Source organism: Streptosporangium sp. NPDC002544 (assembly GCF_040295965.1).
Classification (GTDB): Bacteria; Actinomycetota; Actinomycetes; order Streptosporangiales; family Streptosporangiaceae; genus Streptosporangium.
The window spans coordinates 235622-253203 of the sequence record NZ_JBEOWJ010000009.1 but is presented as its reverse complement, the minus strand read 5'-3'; the positions used below and the strand labels follow the sequence as shown (position 1 = coordinate 253203).

Here is a 17582-nt window from a genome sequence, read left to right as displayed (position 1 = left end):
AATCGATACTCATTTCTGGTATCGACAGGCGACGCTAATCGACGTAATATCCGGCGATTGGTTCAGGAAATCTATATTTTTCTGCAGTCGCAGCTTATCGCTTACACGCGGGTAGTTGAACGGCGATGCTGAGGCCCCCCGCGGGGCGCGCGACGATAGTGAGTGTTCCGTCGTGCGCGTGGGTGATGCTCTTGACGATTGCCAGGCCGAGTCCGACGCCTGCGTGGTCGTTGCGTATTCTTCCCGTGCCGCGCTGAAACGGTTCTGTAAGTGCAGGGACCACCTCTGGGGACAGCTTCTCGCCGGTGTTCTCGACGGTGAGCGCCTCGGGGCCGACGCCGGTCTTGATCCACACGGTTCCCTGTACGGGCAGGTTGTGCACGATCGCGTTGTGCACCAGGTTCGTCGCCAGTTGCAGCAGGAGCGCCTGCGACCCCTCAACCGGGGTGATCTCACCTGAAGTCTCGATGGTGACACCGCGTTTCTTTGCGAGCGAGAGCAGTGTCTCGACGGCCTCTTCCACGACCAGGGACAGGTCGATGCGTTCCCGTGCGAAGGATCTCTGGTCGGCGCGGCTGAGCATGAGGAGCGCCTCGGTGAGGTCGATCGCCCGGGTGTTGACGGCGTGAAGGCGTTCGACGAGTTCGCCGATGTCACGGTCGGGATCGCGGCGGGCCACGTCGAGAAGCGCCCGTGAGATCGCCAGCGGGGTGCGGAGTTCGTGTGAGGCGTTGGCCGCGAATCGCTGTTGCTCGGCGACGTGTGCTTCGAGCCGCACGAGCATGGCGTCGAAGGCGTCAGCGAGTTCGCGGAACTCGTCCGCGCGGCCAGGCAACCGGATCCGGTGGGAGAGCGATCCGTTCGCGGCCATGCGCGTGGCGTCGGTGATGCGGGTCAGGGGGGCGAGCATGCGTCCGGCGAGAATCCATCCTCCCAGCAGGCCGAACACCAGCAGGAACGCCATCACCGCGGCCGCCGCAGGGGCGAAGGCGCCCAGGAGGAGGATGCGGTTGGGCGCCACGTAGAGAAGGGCGGGCCAGCCGTCGGGTACGTACCGCAGGAGGAACACCCACACGGCGGCGAGCAGCAACGCGCCCGCGAGCATGAGGAATCCGGCGTAGCTGAGGGTGAGCTTGAGCCGGACGCTCATCCCGCGCGCCCTATCCACCCTCGCCTCCTGCGTCGATGCGGTAGCCGACGCCGGGCACGGTGGCGATGAGCCACGGTTCGCCGAGCCGTTTGCGCAGCGCCGAGACCGTGATGCGGACGGCGTTGGTGAAGGGGTCGGCGTTCTCGTCCCACGCCCGCTGCAGAAGTTCTTCCGCGCTGACGACACCGCCTTCGGCGGCGACGAGGACTTCGAGCACGGCGAACTGTTTGCGGGTGAGCGCGACGTAGCGGCCGTCGCGGTAGACCTCGCGGCGGAACGGGTCCAGGCGCAGGCCGGCGATCTCGCGTACGGGCGGCCTGTTGTGCGCGCGCCTGCGGTCGAGTGCCCGGAGGCGGAGCACGAGTTCCTGGAGATCGAAGGGCTTGGTGAGGTAGTCGTCGGCCCCGAGCCCGAACCCGGAGGCCTTGTCGTCGAGCCGGTCGGCGGCGGTGAGCATGAGGATGGGCATGCCGCTGCCGGAGGCGATGACGCGTTTGGCGATCTCGTCGCCCGAGGGGCCGGGGATGTCGCGGTCGAGGACGGCGATGTCGTAGGCGTTGACGCTCAGCAGCTCCAGAGCGGTGTCGCCGTCACCTGCGATGTCGGCGGCGATCGCCGCCAGGCGCAGCCCGTCGCGCATGGCCTCTGCCAGGTAGGGCTCGTCCTCGACGATCAACACACGCATGCACTCGATGCTAGGAGCCCGGGCGTATCGTCGGCGTATCGAAAATTCCATACGTGCTGACAACACCGCGCCGCCTTGACTGCGGGCATGGCCTACAGCGAAGCGAGGACCCAGCAGTGACCGGCTCACGGCATGACCCGGCCCCGCGGCTTCCCCGGACGGCCGCGAGCCCCGACGCCGTGGCCGCCCGCGCGCGGAACCTGACCAAGACCTACGGCCGGGGCGAAACCCAGGTCCATGCACTGCGCGGCATCGACCTCGACCTCCCGCGAGGCGGGTTCACCGCGATCATGGGCCCGAGCGGATCGGGTAAATCCACGCTGATGCACTGCCTGGCCGGACTCGACCAGGCCAGCGGCGGCACCGTCACCGTGGCAGGCACCGACCTCGGGTTGCTCGACGACGACGCGCTCACGATCTTCCGCCGCGAGCACGTCGGCTTCGTGTTCCAGTCGTTCAACCTGCTGCCGATGCTCACCGCGGGCGAGAACATCGTGCTCCCGCTCGAACTGGGCGGCCGCCGGATCGACGATGCGGCACGCGAGCGCGCGTACCTGCTCGCCGATGTCCTCGGCGTGGCCGACAGGCTCGGCCACCGGCCCGCGGAGCTGTCCGGCGGCCAGCAGCAGCGGGTCGCGATCGCCCGAGCCCTGGTCACCCAGCCGGACCTGCTGTTCGCCGACGAGCCCACCGGAAACCTGGACAGCACCACGTCGGCGGAGGTGCTGGACCACCTGCGCCGGTCGGCGCGCGAGCTCGGCCAGACCATCGTTATGGTCACCCACGAGCGGGACGCGGCGGCGTACGCCGACGACGTGGTCACCATGCAGGACGGGCGGATCGCCTGATGCGTGCCGTCTTCCTCGCGTCGCTGCGCACGTACATCCGCAGGTACGTCGCGGCGGCGGTCGCGGTCACCGTCGCCGTCGCCTTCGTCGTCGTGGTCGGCATGCTCACCTCCGGCGCGCAAAGCGGGCTCATGGACGGCCTGGGGGCGCCGTACCGCAATGCCGAGCACGTGGTCTCGGCGGCGGGGTGGCCATCGTTCGAGCTGGACCCGAAGGCCGCGATCGCATTCACCGAGCGACACGGTGAGAACGCGGCCGCGACCGGCCGGGCAACGCTGTCGGCGCGCGTGAACGGCCGGCGGCTCTCCGAAACGACCGTGGGGCCGATCGCCATCTTGGAGGAGTGGCGCTGGCAGGAGCTCAGCTCGGGGCGCTTCCCAGCGAGCACGGGCGAGGCGGTGGTGGACGTGTATTTCGCCCTGGCCGAGAATATCGCGGTCGGCAACCGGGTTCGGATCGGCGAGGGCGCCGCCGCACGCGACGTACGAGTGGTCGGTCTCGTGGAGTCGCCCTCGCCCCCGGCCCAGGCCTCGATGTACGTCACCTGGCCGCAGTTGCTGCAGTGGCGCGACCACCTTCATCTGAACGCGGTGGCGGTGCGCGGGGAGGTAGGTCAGCTCCCGGAAGGCGCGAAGGCGCAGTCCCCGGAGGGGTTCGCCGCGGAGCGGCTGACCTATGTCCAGAACAGGGTGAACAGCTTGTCGGTGATGCTGCTGTTGTTCGCCGGCATCGCGCTCTTCGTCTCGATCCTCGTCATCGCGAACACCTTCTCCATCCTGTTCGCGCAACGACTCCGCGACTTCGCGCTACTGCGCTGCATCGGCGCGACCCGGCGGCAGGTGGTGCGTTCTGTACGCCGCGAGGCGGCCGTCGTCGGCGTGCTCGCGTCGCTGACCGGGACACTGGTCGGCGTCGGTTTCGGCTACGGGCTGATCGCCCTGATCGACGCCCTCGCGTCCGCCGTGCCGATGGGCGCCGCCGAGCTGCCCGTGCCCTGGCTGCTGGGCGGGTTCGCCGTCGGCCTGGCGGTCACCATGGTCGCGTCCTGGTTGCCGACCCGGCGCGTGGTCCTGGTGAGCCCGCTGGCGGCGCTGCGCCCGGATGCCGCGGTCGACATACCCATGGCCACCGGCCTGGTGCGGCTGGCGCTCGCTGCGCTCCTCCTGGTCATCGGGCCGGCCCTGCTCGGGGTGGCGATGGTCCAGGGCAGTACGGCGTTCATGCTGGCCGGCGGAGGATCGGTGTTCGGCGGCGTACTCCTCTTCGGGCCGGTGCTCGTTCCCCGCCTGGTTGGGATCACCGGCGCGCTGCTCGGCCCCGCCGGGCGGCTGGCGACCAAGAACGCTGTGCGCAATCCGCGGCGGACCGCCACCACCACTGCCTCCCTGCTGGTCGGCGTCACCCTGACGATCGCCGTACTCACCGGGATGGCCACATGGCGTACGTCCTTGAATGAGCAGATCGGTAGGGACCACCCCATCGATGTCGCGCTCACCTCGCCCAAGGAGCCGGTCACCACTGACCTCCTCAACCGGGTACGTCACATTCCCGGTGTGGAGCAGGCCGTTCCAGTGGACGGCGCCGTGGCCCGAGTGGCCGGGCTCGACGAACCGATCCCGGTTGTCACCGCACCGGTCGCGGCGCAAGTGGCCCGCGACGGCGGGGCGTTCGCTCGGGTGGAGCCGGGGAAGATCAGACTCGATTCCGAGGCCTTTGGCAAGAGCCTGAGTCTCCGGCCCGGCGACCAGGTCACGGTGCGCGTCGGCGACCGGCGAGCCCAGCTGCAGGTGGCCGTCGGCACCGGCTGGGGCCCGGCGGGCGTGGTCGCGCCCGAGACGCTGGCGACGCTCACCGACGCCCCCGAGCCGCGTGCCGTCTGGATCCGCGCCTCCACCGGCGCCGACCCGGCTCGGCTCGGCGCCGACCTGGACGAGCTGGCCGATCCCGTCGGCGCGACGATCGAGAACGGTTTGCGCACCTGGGAGTCGCTGGACCAGCAGCTGCAGATCTACACCTGGTCAGCGCTCGGCCTGCTCGGCATCGCCATCGTGATCGCCCTGATCGGGATCGCGAACACCCTCGGGCTTTCCGTACTCGAACGTGCCCGCGAACACGCGATGCTGCGCGCGCTCGGGCTCACCCGCGGGCAGCTCCGGCGGATGCTGGCGGCCGAGGCCGTCCTGCTGTCGCTGGTGGCCACCGTGCTCGGCACCGTGCTCGGCGTCGGTTTCGCCTGGGCCGCCTGCGAGACGATCGTGAAACGGGCCCTCCGCGACGCCACCATGCACGTCCCTTGGCTGTCGCTCGGCGTCGTCGTCCTCATCGCCGCCCTGGCCGGACTCCTCGCCGCCGTTCTCCCCGCACGCCGGGCCGCCCGGGTGAGTCCGGTCGCAGGACTGTCACTCGACTGAGGGTCTGCGGATCATGGGACGGTGCGCATCGCCTTGCGCAGGGCGAGCCGGAGCGAGGCGATGGTCTCGTCAGATTCCTGTTGTTGTTCGGTGAGGCGTGTAGCTTGGGCACGTGCCTCGGCGAGGTCTCGGGTCAGGGCCTGGGTGCGGCCTTCCAGGTCCTGCACTCTCTGAACGCGTTCGGGTTGGGCCGCGTTGTCGATTTCCGCGCCCAGAGCAAGCTGGAGGCGGCGTTTCAAGGCATCGCGCTCTCGTTTCAGTTCTTGGATTTCTTCGCGGGCCATCGCAAGGTCGGTGTACAGGCTGGCGGGGGTGGCTCGCTCGGGTCGGGGGACCGCGGCTGCTTGCACACCGTGCTGGGCCTGCTCACTCATCGCCTGCCGGATTGTGTCTCTGATGGCGGGGGTGTTGTAGACGAACCAGGTCGATACGTCGGCTTTTCGTGCCACTCCGGCGAAGGAGATGCGTTGCCCGGCGTTGAGGAGATCGCGGATGGCTCCTTTGGTGCGAGCCGTCTTGGCTGCGCTGTCCGTCTGGCGGGCCTGGCGGAGGCGGGCGACGCGGGCGTCGCGGGAGGAGTCAGCTCTGTTCACGTGCACTCCGGATCGTCAGCCTGTCCACCGGAATAAGACAGTGACTCATTTGGCGAGTCGGCGGTAGCAAATGAGGGCCGCAGCGAGGGCAACGAAGGACGCGAAGTGGTCGGCCCGGCGCTCGTAGCGCCGGTGTAAACGGCGGCAGCCGGCCAGCCAGGAGACGGTGCGCTCCACCACCCAGCGGTGACGTCCCAGGCGCTGGCTGGACTCGATCCCCCGGCGGGCGATACGCGGGACGATACCGCGTCCACGCAGGAAGGCTCGCAGGTGGGGATAGTCGTAGCCCTTGTCCCCATGGAGCTTGCCGGGACGCCGTCGTCGTGGCCCGCGGCGGGAACGGATCGGCGGGATTGACCGTACCAGCGGCTCCAACGCCAGGCTGTCGTGGGTGTTGGCGGCGCTGATCGCGACAGAAATGGGCACTCCGGCCCGTTCGGTGATGAGATGGATCTTCGACCCGTTCTTGCCGCGATCGACAGGATTCGGACCTGTCAGCTCCCCCCTTTCATGGCGCGCACGCTGACCGAGTCGATTGCGCACCGCGACCAGTCCAGCTCGCCTCGCGCGCCGAGCTCATCGAGCAGGATCCGGGTGCGTCATCCGGTACATCGAGATCGGATGTGGGTTTTGGGCGCATGTGGGCTAGACCCCTTTGATGCGTTTCATGGTGATGTGGGAGTCGACCCGGGAGACCGCGGGCAGCGGCAGGATCTGCCGGCTGAGGAACTCCTCGTAGGCGATCGGGTCGGCGACCGCCACCCTGATGTAGTAGTCCGGGCGGCCGAACATGCGCCGGAACTCCATGACCTCCTCCAGTGCCGCGACCCGGGATTCGAAGTCCTCCACGGTCTGCAGGTCGTTGACCGCGATCTCCACCGAGATGACCACTTCCAGGGAACGGCCCAGGGCCGCTGGGGAGATCTGCGCCCGGTATCCGGCGATCACGCCGGCGTCCTCCAGGCGCTTGACCCGGCGCAGGCACGGCGGGGGAGTCAGCCCCACCCGGCCGGCCAGCTCCACGTTCGACAGCCGGCCGTCCCGAGCAAGGTGAAATAATATTTCACGATCAATGTGATCAAGGCTAATAATATTGCTCATATACTTTACTCCTGATGGTTTTTGAAACCATATTATGCGCTATACGCACTAAAATTGCTTTCATGAGTGCAATGCGAGCGAGGGGCGGGTCGCGGGACTTCGCGGCGGCAGCGGCCGACACCGCCTCGGTGGGGCTCAGCCTGTTCCCTCTCGGGATCAGCTTCGGCGTCCTGGTGGTGCACACCGGGCTGAGCTGGTGGTGGGCCACGGTGTTCACCGCCGTGGTCTACGCCGGGTCGCTGGAGTTCCTGCTGCTGGGCCTGGTCGCCTCGGTGACACCGCTGGGGCAGATCGCGGTGACTGCGCTGCTGGTGAACCTCCGGCACGTCTTCTACGCCCTGTCCTTCCCGCTGTCGCAGGTCCGGCCGCTAGGCCGCATCTACGCCACCTTCGCGCTCACCGACGAGGCCTACGCCATGACCACCGGCGATCGCGCCCGCTCCTGGAGCAGCGCCCGCATTCTGTGGATGCAGGTGCTGTGCCAGGGCTACTGGGTCGGTGGGGCCACCCTCGGCGCGCTCGCCGGATCCCTGATCCCGCTCACCCTGCACGGCCTGGACTTCGCCCTGACCGCCCTGTTCGTGGTCTTGACGATCGACGCCTGGCGCACCCAGCGGGATCTGCCCGCTCCCCTGCTGGCCGCGGCCGGCTTCGCCGTCGCCGCGCTCTTGACTCCTGGGCAGGTGCTGCCGGTCGCGATGGCCCTGTTCACCGCAGGCCTGCTGATCCGCTACGCCGTGGACCGCCACACCGCCTCCCGTGCGCCCGACGATCACACCCGCCCCGTGCCCGCCGCGGCCGTCTCAGCCGGGGAAAGGTGAAAACCCGTGCCCAGCCCGCACTACCTGGCCGCCGCCGTGGCCGTCAGCGCCGCCGTCACCTGGGGTCTGCGCGCCCTGCCGTTCGCCGTCCTGACTCCGCTGCGCCGCTCGGCCGTCCTGGGCTACCTCGCCCTGCAGATGCCCACCGGCATCATGTTGATCCTCGCCCTGTACACCCTGCGCGAGGTCCGCCCCACCTGGTCGGCCGTCGTGCCCACCGCGGTGGCCCTGGCCACCGCGATCGGGCTGCACCTGAAAACCCGCAACGCCGTGATCAGCGTCCTGGGCGCGACCGCCTTGCACGTGGTGCTGTCGACCCTCTGGCAGACCTGACGACCCATCGCGTGCATACCCGGCGCATCTGCTCATCCGGGAGGCTGATCGCTGATGTACGTGACAATGAATTGGCATCACGTACATCAGCCGGCCAGGGCGCGCGGCTCCAGGTTCAGTCGGGTAGCAGGCACCTGATCGATCTGGCCTGGTATCTGGGAGTCGTGTGGCTGGTGGGGGCGGCGCGACGGTTCTTCAGTCGGCCGCGGGTCCGGCATCGGCTGGAGCAGGTATCCGGGCTTGTGCTGGTTGTCCTGGGCGTTCGTTTGGCGGCCGAGTTTCGCTAGCGGCCCGTCACGCAACCTTGGTTGGGTAACCGGTCCGGCTGCGGATGGGTGAGCCGGCGGCGAAGTTCGTCTTCACCGGCATCACCGGCATCACTGAGGGAACCCGCTGGGCCCGCGATGGTTTCGGCAACCCGTTGATCGCTCTCGGTCTCACGATTTGAGAACGTCGTCAGCCCTGGGATCTATCTCGAAAGGCTCCGCATTGCTGTTGCGCTAGATCGATATAGAGGTGGCATTCCGGTATGTCTTTTTCTCTTGCATGAAATTTTAGCAGGAGGATAGCCAATATGGCCGACGTACGTGCCGAGGATCCAGGGAGGATTGGCGCTCACCGTCGAGAGCGATGCCTGTGTTTATCGATCCCGGGTGCGGGGATACTTCTCGTCGTAATCGCTCATTCCGGGCGAATCAACGAATCCGGGAGGCTGACATGAATGGATACCTACCGTATCGTGATTCCACTCCGACTACCCGCATTGGGGGCGTACGCGGCTGGCAGGCGGACATTCTTCGCGGTCAGTCGTAGCTGAATGAGCCGAGGTACTGCGGTGTGTCAAAACCGCAGTGCCTCGACCTAATTGCGGGCAGGGCGATGCATCGGGGGGCGTTTGTGGCGCGATTGTCTTACCCTGCCGTTTGGCGCAGCGATGTGGTGGAGGATCTGTTCGGATTCCCGGTTTCCGATCCCTACCGATGGTTGGAAGACGGCAATGACGCGCGCGTGCGGGACTGGGCCGCGGCCCAGGATCGTCTCTTCCGCGCGTATCGCGCCGGATGGCGTGAGAAGCAATCGTGGGCGTCCTTGGTGGACCAGATGTCATCCTTCGGCGTGTCCGAGCCTCCGATGGTGCGCGGTCCGGTCATGTTCCTTGCCGAGCAACTCCGTGGGGATGAGCAACGGCGCCTGCTCGTCGTTGACGCTGAGGGGAACAGGCGGGTGCTGGTCGATCCGGCAGAGATCGATCCGTCCGGCCGTACCGGGCTGTATGCCTGGTGGCCATCGCGCGAGGGCGAACGTGTGGCTGTCCAAATGGAGGTCGCCGAGCAGCCCGGCAGCGACATCATGGTGCTGGACGTGCGTACCGGGGAGACGGTGGACGGGCCGTTGCCACGCGCCCGTAACACCTCGCTCGCCTGGCTGCCGGGAGGGGATGCGTTCTACTACGTCAGCCGTGTTCCCGATGAGGAACTGGCACCCGGCGACATGCGTTTGCAGCGGCGGGTGAGGCTGCATCGGATCGGGTCGTCCTGGCGGGCCGACACGGTGGTGTTCGGCGGTGACGATGCCCCAGAGCACTATTACGGGCTCACGGTCAGCGCCGACGGCCGTCATCTGGCGATCACTGCGATGGTCGGGCCCGCCTCGCACAACGATGTGTACGTGGCCGAGCTCACCGATCCGGAAGCCCCGCATTTCATCAGGATCGTGGATGGACGCACCATACGCGCCCGTGTTCTCCCACGCTTCCTCGCGGACAACGATCTGCTGCTGGTCACCGACTACCAGGCTCCGTGTGGCCGCATCTGTACGGCGCGCCGGCACGATACCGACCCGGCCGCATGGCGCGCGCTGGTAGCCGAAGATCCCCAAGCCCCCTTGGACGAGTGTCTGGTCCTGGACGGCCCGGCACTTCCGCAGCCCCTCCTGCTGGTGGCGCGCGCCCGCCACGGCACCTCCACCCTGACACTGCACGACCTGGCCAGTGGCCGGCTGCTCACCGATCTGCCCCTTCCCGGCGCGGGCGTCGTGTCATCCCTGCGCACGAACATCCCACACGGACATCACGCGTGGTTCAGCTACTGCGACGCGACCACACCCCCCACCATCTATCGCCACGACGCAGCCAGCGGGAAGACGGAACAAGAGACCGGCGCCGCAATAGCCGGACACACTCCAGGAATCCGCAGCCACAGCGTGCGTTATCACGCCGGCGACGGCACCGAGATCACGCTGCTCCTGTTCACCCCGGCCGAGGAGCATCAGGGCCCCCGCCCCACCCTCCTTTACGGCTACGGCAGCTTCGGCATGCCGATGCGCTCATGGTTCTTCCCCATGGCGGCCGCATGGGTCAGCGTCGGCGGCACCTACGCGGTCGCCTGTGTACGCGGAGGCGGCGAAGAAGGCCAACGCTGGCACGACGCCGGCCGTGGACCACACAAACACCGCGCGATCAGCGACTTCAACGACGCCGCGACCTGGCTCATCGACACCGGTCGGACCACCCGCGACCAACTGGCGATCTTTGGCCAATCCGCCGGTGGGCTACTGGTCACCGCCGCCGCCACCCAGCGACCGGACCTGTACGCCGCGGTCATCGCCGAAGGCCCGCTATGTGACATGGTGCGCTACGAACACTTCGGCCTGGGATGCACATGGACCGACGAATTCGGTACCGCCTCCCAACCCGAACAACTCCAATGGCTACTCACATACTCCCCGTACCACAACATCACGCCCGGAGCCCCCTATCCCGCATTCCTCCTCACCGGCGCGGTAACCGACCTGCAGACCGGAGAGGCCCACGTCACCAAAATGTGTGCGGCCCTCCAACACGCCACCAGCAGTGACCGGCCGATCCTCATGCGTCGAGAACCCGACACCGCCCACGCCGCCTCTCCCGCGAGCAAAGAACGCGCCCTGACCGCGGACATCCTGGCCTTCGCCGGAAAACACACCGGTCTGTCACCGAAAGAAACAACCACGCGTCCTCACGAGACTGCCACAGAAGCACACTGAGAACGGGGCCTGACCATGACCACGGGAATCAGCCTCGATCTTTCGTGATCTTCGTGCGGTCGGCTGAGGGTTGTCTTCGCTTCCTGGTCAGCGTGGGGCCCGGCTGTCGCGCCGGTCCCCGCTGACGAACGCCGGGCATCGGCGAACGGCTACACCCAACGGCCAATGGCGTCGATCGTCGTTTCCGGTGAGGTGTTGAAGCAGAACCGGATCCCGGGTGCCGTCGCCACCAGCACGTTGATCAGCCGTTCGAACAGGAGGGTGTGCTCGGGTGCCATCCGCACACCACCTCCGATCATGGCCAGGTCGAAGGTGCCCTCGGACAACCGTTCACGGATGGTCCTCTCCGCCGCGTCCGGGTCGGTACCGATCAGGCACGACACCGCGTCGAAACCCGCCGCCCGCAGAGCCGCGTCGCCCCGCTCGATCCGTGCGGTGAGCGTCGCCTCATCGAGGCCTGGATGCCGGGTGTAGTCGATCGCGTTCGGATGTAGCCCGATCGTCAGAATCGTTGCCATCTTCGTTCCTACCAGGGGACGGGGCCGTTACGGTCGAAGAAGCCTCCGCTGGGCCCGTCAGGGTCCAAAGTGGCCAACCTGATGATCGCATCGGCCCCCTCGGCGACGGTGTGGACACCCGTGTGATGGTTCATGTCGGTGGCGGGGTTGCCCGGATCAGCGGCGTTGACCTTGAACCCGGGCAGCGCTCGGGCGTACTGGGACACGATCATGTTGAGCGCCGCCTTCGACGAGGCGTAGTCCAGGGCCAGGAAGCCGGACTCGGGGCGGGTGGGGTCGCCGGCGTGTGTCAGCGAGGCGAGACCGCTGGACACCATGACGATGCGGGGCTGTTCCGACTTCCGAAGCAACGGCAGGAACGCGTGTGTGACCCGTACCTGACCGAACACGTTGACCTCGTACAGCTCCCGTAGCGCGTCGGCGCCCATGTCGGCCGGATCCAGCAACGGGCCACCGACTCCGGCGTTGTTGACCAGCACATCCAGGTGATCCACGCGGCCGGAGACGGCCTTCACGGCCGCCGCCACGGACTCGTCCGAGGTCACGTCGAGCTCGACGAACTCGACATCGAGCCCTTCACCCGCCAGCGTGTCCGCGGCGTGCATGCCGCGTTCCCGGTCCCGGGCGGCCAGCAGGACCAGCCACTCTCTCCCGGCCAGGCGGCGTACGGTCTCCCGGCCCAGTCCCTTGTTCGCTCCGGTGACCAGCGCCACCGTCTTCACGTCCGTCATGGGGTCGATCGTCGGTGCGCGCGTCCGGGCACGCCAGGACCGCTGAGGCATGGGACCCGCGGTACCACCCGGCCGCGCGGTCCGTGCGGCATCATCGAGGAGTGGACCGAGCCGAACTCGCCGAAGTACTCCGCACGGCCCGGGCCCGGGTGCGACCGCAGGACGTCGGGCTGCCGTCGGGCACTCGCCGCCAGGTGCCGGGCCTGCGCCGGGAGGAAGTGGCCATGCTCGCGAGTCTGAGCGTCGACTACGTGGTCCGGCTTGAACAGGGGCGCGGGCCGCGGCCTTCGAGCCAGGTCATCGCCGCGTTGGCCCAGGCGCTGCGGCTCGACGACGATGACCGCGACCTGGTGTTCCGGCTCGCCGGTCACGAGCCGCCTCAGGCCGGACGCATCGCGACGGTCATACGGCCGAGCGTGCTCCGGCTGCTGGACCGCATGGCGGATCTGCCCGTGCTGGTGCTGTCGGCCAAGGGCGACGTACTGGCCTGGAATCCCCTTGCGGCGGCGCTTCAGGGCGACATGTCCGCGTGGCCGCAGCGGCAGCGGAACCTCATCTGGCAACGTTTTCTCGGTAGTAGTCGCTGCCAGGTCGGCGAGGATGACGCGGCCGCTCGCGCCTCGGTCGGCACGCTCCGTGCCGCCCAGGCCCGTTACCCCAACGACCCCGAACTGGCGCGAATGATCACAGGACTGCGTCGTGGCAGCCCGCGGTTCGACGAGCTGTGGCGGGAGGGACGGTCCTCCCCATGGCGTACCGCGACCAAGAGCATCGCCCATCCCGAGCTGGGTACGATCACGCTCGACTGCGACACCCTCCTGCTTCCGGACAGCGACCAGACCGTGCTCGTGTACTCGGCCGAGCCGGGAACCCCCGAGGCCACGGCGCTCGACATGCTACGGGTGACCGGGCTGCAGCATTTCTGAGGCGCCGCGGACGCGTTCACGAAAGACCGAGGCTAGTGCAGCTTGTCGCGCGCGTAGGCGGCGGCCTCCGTGCGATTGCGGACGCCGATCTTGGCGAAGGCGTTGTTGATGTGTGTCTTGACGGTCGTTTCCGCGATGAAGAGGGCCGAGCCGATCTCCGCGTTGCTCAGACCCCCGGCGACGAGCCGCAGCACCTCGACCTCCCGCACGGTCAGCCCGTCGGGGCAGGCCGTGACCGGCGGTGGTGCGGCGCGAGACAGCGCGTCGACCAGCCGACGGGACACCGCGGCCGAGAACGTCGACTGCCCGGCGGCGGCGGAGCGCAGGGCGGCGGCGATCTCGGCGCGTCCGGCGTCCTTGGTGAGGTAGCCACAGGCCCCGGCCAGCAGGGCGGAGTCCACGGACCGGTCGTCGTCGTAGGTGGTCAGCACCACGACGACCACCTCCGGGTAATGGCGGGCGATCCGCCGCGTGGCCTCGACGCCGTCCATCACGGGCATGCGCAGGTCCATGAGCACGACGTCGGGACGCAGCTCGGCCACCAGGCTCAGGGCCTCTTCGCCGTTCCCGGCGTCGCCCACCACCTCCACGTCGTCGACCAGGTCCAGCAGCGCCACCAGGCCCTCGCGCATGAGCTGCTGGTCGTCCACGACCAGAACCCTCACTCCGGCACCTCCGCCCGTACCTCCCACAGACCACCCGCCGGTCCGGCGTTCAGAGCCCCGCCCGCGAGCGCCAGCCGCTCACCCATGCCCTGCAGGCCGTGCCCGGATGACGCCGCCGCCTGTCCGGCCGCGCACGGGTTGCGCACCACCAGCCGGATGGTGCCCTCGCCGTAGCCGAGCTCGACCCTGACCGGCTCGCCCGGGGCATGCTTGGCGGCGTTGGTCAGCGCCTCGCGTGCCGTACGCAGCAGGCAGACCTCCGCCGCCGGGGTGATCGGCCGCCGCGTGCCCGTCGTGCGCAGTTCGGCGGGCACGTCGTGGTCCCTGCGATGCTCGGCGACCAGCAGGCTCAGCGCGTCGGGCAGCGGCGGCACGTCCTCGCGCAGGGCCGCCACCGCCGAGCGCGCCTGGACCAGCCCCTCCCTGGCCAGAGCTCGCGACCTGCGGATGCGCGTCACCGCTCCCTCCACGTCGCCTCGCTCGGTGAGTACGGCCTCGGCGACCTCCAACTGCACCCCCAGGGCGCCGAGGGAGTGCGCGAGCACGTCGTGGAGCTCTCTGGCGATGCGAGCCCGCTCGTCGAGCGCCATGGCCCTGGCCCGGTCCTGCTGGGCCCGGCGGTAGTGGCGCCGGTGCAACGCGAAGAGCACGGTGCACATCATGACCGCCCCGCGGACCACGATCGCCGGTCGAGGCTGCTCCCACCACAGCATGCTGCCGACCATGAGCGTCAGGTCGGCCACGGTGACCGCGACGATCGCTCCCATGCTCGGCGTCATGTGCGCCGCGAACAGCAGCAGTGTCGCGAACAGCAACACCGTGGGCGCCGCCTCGGCCGATCCTGACACCGACGCGGCGATCGCCGAACCGGCCGCGAGCAGGGCCACGGCCACGCGCGGAAAGCGGCCGTCGAGCAGGACGAAGGCCAGCCAGCACGCCATGGACGCGCCGAGCGCCGACCACACCAGCGCGGGGGCGCGATCGGGCGAGGCGGTCGCGAGCGACCAGGCGAAGACCAGGCTCATCAACAGCCTGACCAGGCGGCCGGTTTCGGGGTCATCGGCCGCCAGCAGCCGCACGACCCGACCCCACACCTCCCGCATCGCTTAGCGCGAGTCCTTCAGGGTCAAAATCATGTCCACCAGGATAAGCCGGAAGGCCACGAAGCCGACGACCACCAGCAGCGCCACGACCACGATCGCGAGCAGGAGCTTGCCGTTCATCTTTCCCCCATTGGCGTCCAGGAGCCGGTGCAGCAGGTCGAGCCAGAGGCCCGACCGTCCAGAGCGTTTGTCCATGCCTGGGAAGGTAGGGATCGGGTGGGGTGGAGCGGCACCCTCGAAGGGTGGAGAGCGGGGTGGAGCTCGACGTAGCCGGTAGCCGTGTCGCCCACCTGGCGACTACCCGGGCGCGCACGTGGTCGTCGCTCGGCTTGTCAGAAGGCCACCTCGGCTACGCCAAGGGAAACGCCCCGCATGCCGCCCACCGCGCCGGTTTCGGGCGCCGAGCCGGTCGACTCGGGTGGCTCATGGGCCACACGGCGGCATACGGCGCCCCCTGCCGGTACTGCTCGACACCGGCGAGGGGTACATGGGTCTTTTCCCGAAACGGGCGACTTACCCGCACACTCCAGGCAGGTCACACACCTTCTTCGTCATCTTCTTCGCCTGGTTGACGATTTTCTTGCCCGCTCCCAGGCCGTTGCCGATGTCGGTGTAGAAGAACAGCGCGGCGCCCCGGCGGGCGACGATCCCCAGCTCGGCGGGCTCACGCTCACGCTTCCCCTGCTTGTACAAGTGACCTGAGACAGACAGGGCCTCGTCTCCGACTCGCAACGGCTTGCCGACGTAGCCGAACCCGGAGCCGGTGTCACCCTTCGCCGTTGCCCGCCTCGGGCACCTGGCCAGGTCCGCCCGAAGCTTACGGAACGCGGCCTGGGCGGACCTGGTGCTCCTGTACAGCACGAGCTGTTCGCTGCTCCCGGAGGGAGCGCTGTTCGAGTATGTGATGGTACGCATCGCGGCCCGGCCGTCGCGGGGTTTCCCCTTCGTGCCACAGGGATTGAGTTCGAACTGCCGGGACAGACTGTTGCTGATCTTCCACCACTCCTCGTCCTCCACGATCGGTCCCGCGGTCGCTGCGGGCTCGGTCAGCAGGAACCCCTTGGGGATCTCGGCGGCGCCCGCGCGGGCCACGCCGGTTCCGCCCAGCAGCGATCCGATCACCAGTACTGTTGCCATCGCTTGGTTGATCACAACTGTTGAGACGTGGGGCTTTCTCGACGGGTTCCCCGCTTCCTCACTGCGTCGTGGCAGCCCGCGGTTCGACGAGCTGTGGCGGGAGGGACGGTCCTCCCCATGGCGTACCGCGACCAAGAGCATCGCCCATCCCGAGCTGAGGACCATCACGTTCGACTGTGACACCCTCCTGCTTCCGGACAGCGACCAGACCGTGCTCGTGTACTCGGCCAAGCCGGGAACCCCCGAGGCCACGGCGCTCGACATGCTACGGGTGACCGGACTGCAGCATTTCTGAGGCGCCGCGGACGCGTCCGTGAAAGGTCGGGGCAGGACGGTGCGGAACAGCGGCAGAGGACGGCAGCGTTCTCACAGGTCAGGGAACAGATCGCTGAGCGAGGCGCAGATCTGGGAGCACGGAATAAGAACCCGGCCCACAGGCCGACTCGTCCGCCCCTGACCTGCGATGAAACCCCTGTCCGGCAAGCTCGAACAGCAGCCTGAACGGCGAGTACGCGCAGATCAAGAACATGACCAAGAAGGCCGTCAGCCTCAAGGGCTGGACCCTCCGCGACAAGACGAAACGGCCGGATCACGTCCACACATTCGGCACGTTTACCCTCGGAGCCGGGAAGACGGTCACCGTGCGGACCGGCAAGAGTAAGAACACCGCCACCACCCTCTACTGGGGCAGGAGCGGGGGAACCTTCGCCTACATCTGGAACCAGGACAAGGACACCGCGTACCTGCGGAACGCGTCCGGCACGCTGGTGGACTCCTGCTCGTACAGCTCGACGCGGCACGGCTACAAGATCTGCTGACCTCGGCCGGACCTCCAAACGGCCCCCGGCAGACGCCGCCGGGGGCGCAGGAAGGGTTGGTGGCGGGACCCATGGTCGACGACTGAACCCGAAAGCTCGACGTTACTTGTGATCACTCCTCCTTCTGCTGGCTGAAGAGATGCGGAGCGCCCGGCTCGCCCCTGTTTTCTCCAGAGATAACCTCGTCTTCGTTGTAGACGAGGTTCGATGCCCGCGCTAACATCGTCTCTATCTGAGACGATGTTTTTCGCGTCCTGTCGACGCAGGAACCCCATCTCGGGCGTGGTAGTAATGAGACCCACGGAGGAGGCCGGACAGACAAGTTGGTGCACCATGACCGAGCACTTCCTTGGTGTCCTCGGCATCGGCGAGGCGCTGGGGGTGAGTCGGCACGCGGTGCACAAGTGGCGCTCCCGCTATCCGAACGATTCGAGTCACCCGTTTCCCGAGCCCGATGTCGAGGTCGACGGAGCTCCCGGCTGGCGCGCTGAGCGGCTGGAAGAAATAGTGCGGTGGCGCGAAGGCCTACCGGGTCGCGGTGCAGGTGGAGGCCGTCCTTCCGCCGCGCGGCAGGAGTACCTCAGGGCGGCGGCGGTGCGCGGCCTGGACCGAGACGAGGCGATGCGCGCACTCGTCACGTTCACCGAAGAGTTTCCCGAGATGACCGAGCCGGAGATCTGCGCCTGGCTCATCGAGAAATGGCGCGGCTAGCACTTCC

At 68.1% G+C, this 17582-nt stretch carries 19 protein-coding genes and 1 pseudogene; 9 read left to right on the top strand and 11 right to left on the bottom strand.

Going from position 1 to position 17582, the window contains the following annotated elements; translation table 11 throughout:
- Nucleotides 1–94: 94 nt before the first annotated feature.
- Both ABT061_RS16455 and ABT061_RS16450 read right to left on the bottom strand, forming a co-directional pair.
- Complete coding sequence (locus tag ABT061_RS16455) at nucleotides 95–1168, bottom strand: sensor histidine kinase (RefSeq protein WP_350917640.1); 1074 nt, start codon at nucleotides 1166–1168, stop codon at nucleotides 95–97.
- Nucleotides 1161–1835, bottom strand: coding sequence for a response regulator transcription factor (locus tag ABT061_RS16450; protein ID WP_350917637.1), 675 nt, complete (start codon nucleotides 1833–1835; stop codon nucleotides 1161–1163). The genes ABT061_RS16455 and ABT061_RS16450 overlap by 8 nt, the downstream gene beginning before the upstream one ends.
- Before the next feature lie 116 nt (nucleotides 1836–1951).
- On the opposite strand from ABT061_RS16450, the gene ABT061_RS16445 reads away from it, so the two are divergent.
- Together ABT061_RS16445 and ABT061_RS16440 are read left to right on the top strand one after the other, a co-directional pair.
- Nucleotides 1952–2683 carry an ABC transporter ATP-binding protein gene (locus tag ABT061_RS16445; RefSeq protein ID WP_502991447.1) on the top strand — a complete coding sequence of 244 codons (732 nt, stop codon included), beginning with the start codon at nucleotides 1952–1954 and terminating at the stop codon, nucleotides 2681–2683.
- The gene (locus ABT061_RS16440) at nucleotides 2683–5094 is read left to right on the top strand and encodes an ABC transporter permease (RefSeq protein ID WP_350917634.1); all 2412 of its coding nucleotides are present in this window, start codon (nucleotides 2683–2685) and stop codon (nucleotides 5092–5094) included. The genes ABT061_RS16445 and ABT061_RS16440 overlap by 1 nt, the downstream gene beginning before the upstream one ends.
- Before the next feature lie 11 nt (nucleotides 5095–5105).
- Here the strand turns inward: ABT061_RS16440 and ABT061_RS16435 are convergent, their stop codons facing one another.
- From ABT061_RS16435 to ABT061_RS16425, 3 genes and pseudogenes are all read right to left on the bottom strand, one after another.
- On the bottom strand, nucleotides 5106–5687 hold the full coding sequence (locus ABT061_RS16435; RefSeq protein ID WP_350917631.1) for a DUF6262 family protein: 582 nt from the start codon (nucleotides 5685–5687) through the stop codon (nucleotides 5106–5108).
- A gap of 45 nt (nucleotides 5688–5732) precedes the next feature.
- A pseudogene (locus ABT061_RS16430) lies at nucleotides 5733–6274 on the bottom strand (IS5 family transposase); the annotation flags it as partial.
- Nucleotides 6275–6332: 58 nt separating this feature from the next.
- On the bottom strand, nucleotides 6333–6788 hold the full coding sequence (locus tag ABT061_RS16425; protein ID WP_350917628.1) for an Lrp/AsnC family transcriptional regulator: 456 nt from the start codon (nucleotides 6786–6788) through the stop codon (nucleotides 6333–6335).
- Nucleotides 6789–6850: 62 nt separating this feature from the next.
- Here ABT061_RS16425 and ABT061_RS16420 point away from each other — a divergent pair, with 62 nt between their 5' ends.
- The 3 genes from ABT061_RS16420 (at nucleotide 6851) to ABT061_RS16410 (ending at nucleotide 10966) form a co-directional block, all read left to right on the top strand.
- Nucleotides 6851–7609 carry an AzlC family ABC transporter permease gene (locus ABT061_RS16420; RefSeq protein WP_350917625.1) on the top strand — a complete coding sequence of 253 codons (759 nt, stop codon included), beginning with the start codon at nucleotides 6851–6853 and terminating at the stop codon, nucleotides 7607–7609.
- Nucleotides 7610–7615: 6 nt separating this feature from the next.
- Nucleotides 7616–7942, top strand: coding sequence for a branched-chain amino acid transporter permease (locus ABT061_RS16415; protein WP_350917622.1), 327 nt, complete (start codon nucleotides 7616–7618; stop codon nucleotides 7940–7942).
- Between the two features lie 939 nt (nucleotides 7943–8881).
- On the top strand, nucleotides 8882–10966 hold the full coding sequence (locus ABT061_RS16410) for a prolyl oligopeptidase family serine peptidase (RefSeq protein WP_350917619.1): 2085 nt from the start codon (nucleotides 8882–8884) through the stop codon (nucleotides 10964–10966).
- Between the two features lie 149 nt (nucleotides 10967–11115).
- On the opposite strand, the gene ABT061_RS16405 is transcribed toward ABT061_RS16410, so the two are convergent.
- Both ABT061_RS16405 and ABT061_RS16400 read right to left on the bottom strand, forming a co-directional pair.
- Nucleotides 11116–11484, bottom strand: coding sequence for a hypothetical protein (locus tag ABT061_RS16405; protein ID WP_350917616.1), 369 nt, complete (start codon nucleotides 11482–11484; stop codon nucleotides 11116–11118).
- A gap of 8 nt (nucleotides 11485–11492) precedes the next feature.
- Nucleotides 11493–12215: an SDR family oxidoreductase gene (locus tag ABT061_RS16400; RefSeq protein ID WP_350917613.1), complete on the bottom strand. Its 723-nt coding sequence runs from the start codon at nucleotides 12213–12215 to the stop codon at nucleotides 11493–11495.
- A 101-nt stretch (nucleotides 12216–12316) separates the two neighbouring features.
- Between ABT061_RS16400 and ABT061_RS16395 the strand changes: the two genes are divergently transcribed.
- Nucleotides 12317–13141 (top strand): helix-turn-helix transcriptional regulator, encoded by an 825-nt coding sequence (locus ABT061_RS16395; protein WP_350917610.1) that lies wholly within the window; start codon nucleotides 12317–12319, stop codon nucleotides 13139–13141.
- A gap of 32 nt (nucleotides 13142–13173) precedes the next feature.
- On the opposite strand, the gene ABT061_RS16390 is transcribed toward ABT061_RS16395, so the two are convergent.
- From ABT061_RS16390 to ABT061_RS16375, 4 genes are all read right to left on the bottom strand, one after another.
- Nucleotides 13174–13806 (bottom strand): response regulator, encoded by a 633-nt coding sequence (locus ABT061_RS16390; RefSeq protein WP_350917607.1) that lies wholly within the window; start codon nucleotides 13804–13806, stop codon nucleotides 13174–13176.
- Nucleotides 13803–14909 carry a sensor histidine kinase gene (locus ABT061_RS16385; RefSeq protein ID WP_350917604.1) on the bottom strand — a complete coding sequence of 369 codons (1107 nt, stop codon included), beginning with the start codon at nucleotides 14907–14909 and terminating at the stop codon, nucleotides 13803–13805. The genes ABT061_RS16390 and ABT061_RS16385 overlap by 4 nt, the downstream gene beginning before the upstream one ends.
- 3 nt (nucleotides 14910–14912) lie before the next feature.
- Complete coding sequence (locus ABT061_RS16380) at nucleotides 14913–15104, bottom strand: hypothetical protein (protein ID WP_350917601.1); 192 nt, start codon at nucleotides 15102–15104, stop codon at nucleotides 14913–14915.
- Between the two features lie 318 nt (nucleotides 15105–15422).
- On the bottom strand, nucleotides 15423–16046 hold the full coding sequence (locus tag ABT061_RS16375) for a hypothetical protein (protein WP_350917599.1): 624 nt from the start codon (nucleotides 16044–16046) through the stop codon (nucleotides 15423–15425).
- 7 nt (nucleotides 16047–16053) lie between these two features.
- Between ABT061_RS16375 and ABT061_RS16370 the strand changes: the two genes are divergently transcribed.
- The 3 genes from ABT061_RS16370 to ABT061_RS16360 all read left to right on the top strand — a co-directional run bounded on the left by ABT061_RS16370 (nucleotide 16054) and on the right by ABT061_RS16360 (nucleotide 17575).
- Complete coding sequence (locus ABT061_RS16370) at nucleotides 16054–16341, top strand: MmyB family transcriptional regulator (RefSeq protein WP_350917596.1); 288 nt, start codon at nucleotides 16054–16056, stop codon at nucleotides 16339–16341.
- Between the two features lie 202 nt (nucleotides 16342–16543).
- Nucleotides 16544–16864 carry a lamin tail domain-containing protein gene (locus tag ABT061_RS16365; RefSeq protein WP_350917838.1) on the top strand — a complete coding sequence of 107 codons (321 nt, stop codon included), beginning with the start codon at nucleotides 16544–16546 and terminating at the stop codon, nucleotides 16862–16864.
- 333 nt (nucleotides 16865–17197) lie between these two features.
- Complete coding sequence (locus ABT061_RS16360) at nucleotides 17198–17575, top strand: hypothetical protein (RefSeq protein WP_350917593.1); 378 nt, start codon at nucleotides 17198–17200, stop codon at nucleotides 17573–17575.
- The last annotated feature ends 7 nt before the right edge of the window (nucleotides 17576–17582 follow it).

What these genes read in the sequence shown, in the direction of transcription:
- ABT061_RS16440 (WP_350917634.1), top strand. Translation starts at nt 2,683, where the DNA reads ATGCGTGCCGTCTTCCTCGCGTCGCTGCGCACGTACATCCGCAGGTAC.
- ABT061_RS16450 (WP_350917637.1), bottom strand. Translation starts at nt 1,835, where the DNA reads ATGCGTGTGTTGATCGTCGAGGACGAGCCCTACCTGGCAGAGGCCATG.
- ABT061_RS16400 (WP_350917613.1), bottom strand. Translation starts at nt 12,215, where the DNA reads ATGACGGACGTGAAGACGGTGGCGCTGGTCACCGGAGCGAACAAGGGA.
- ABT061_RS16420 (WP_350917625.1), top strand. Translation starts at nt 6,851, where the DNA reads ATGAGTGCAATGCGAGCGAGGGGCGGGTCGCGGGACTTCGCGGCGGCA.
- ABT061_RS16405 (WP_350917616.1), bottom strand. Translation starts at nt 11,484, where the DNA reads ATGGCAACGATTCTGACGATCGGGCTACATCCGAACGCGATCGACTAC.
- ABT061_RS16385 (WP_350917604.1), bottom strand. Translation starts at nt 14,909, where the DNA reads ATGCGGGAGGTGTGGGGTCGGGTCGTGCGGCTGCTGGCGGCCGATGAC.
- ABT061_RS16425 (WP_350917628.1), bottom strand. Translation starts at nt 6,788, where the DNA reads ATGAGCAATATTATTAGCCTTGATCACATTGATCGTGAAATATTATTT.
- ABT061_RS16375 (WP_350917599.1), bottom strand. Translation starts at nt 16,046, where the DNA reads ATGGCAACAGTACTGGTGATCGGATCGCTGCTGGGCGGAACCGGCGTG.
- ABT061_RS16380 (WP_350917601.1), bottom strand. Translation starts at nt 15,104, where the DNA reads ATGGACAAACGCTCTGGACGGTCGGGCCTCTGGCTCGACCTGCTGCAC.
- ABT061_RS16360 (WP_350917593.1), top strand. Translation starts at nt 17,198, where the DNA reads ATGACCGAGCACTTCCTTGGTGTCCTCGGCATCGGCGAGGCGCTGGGG.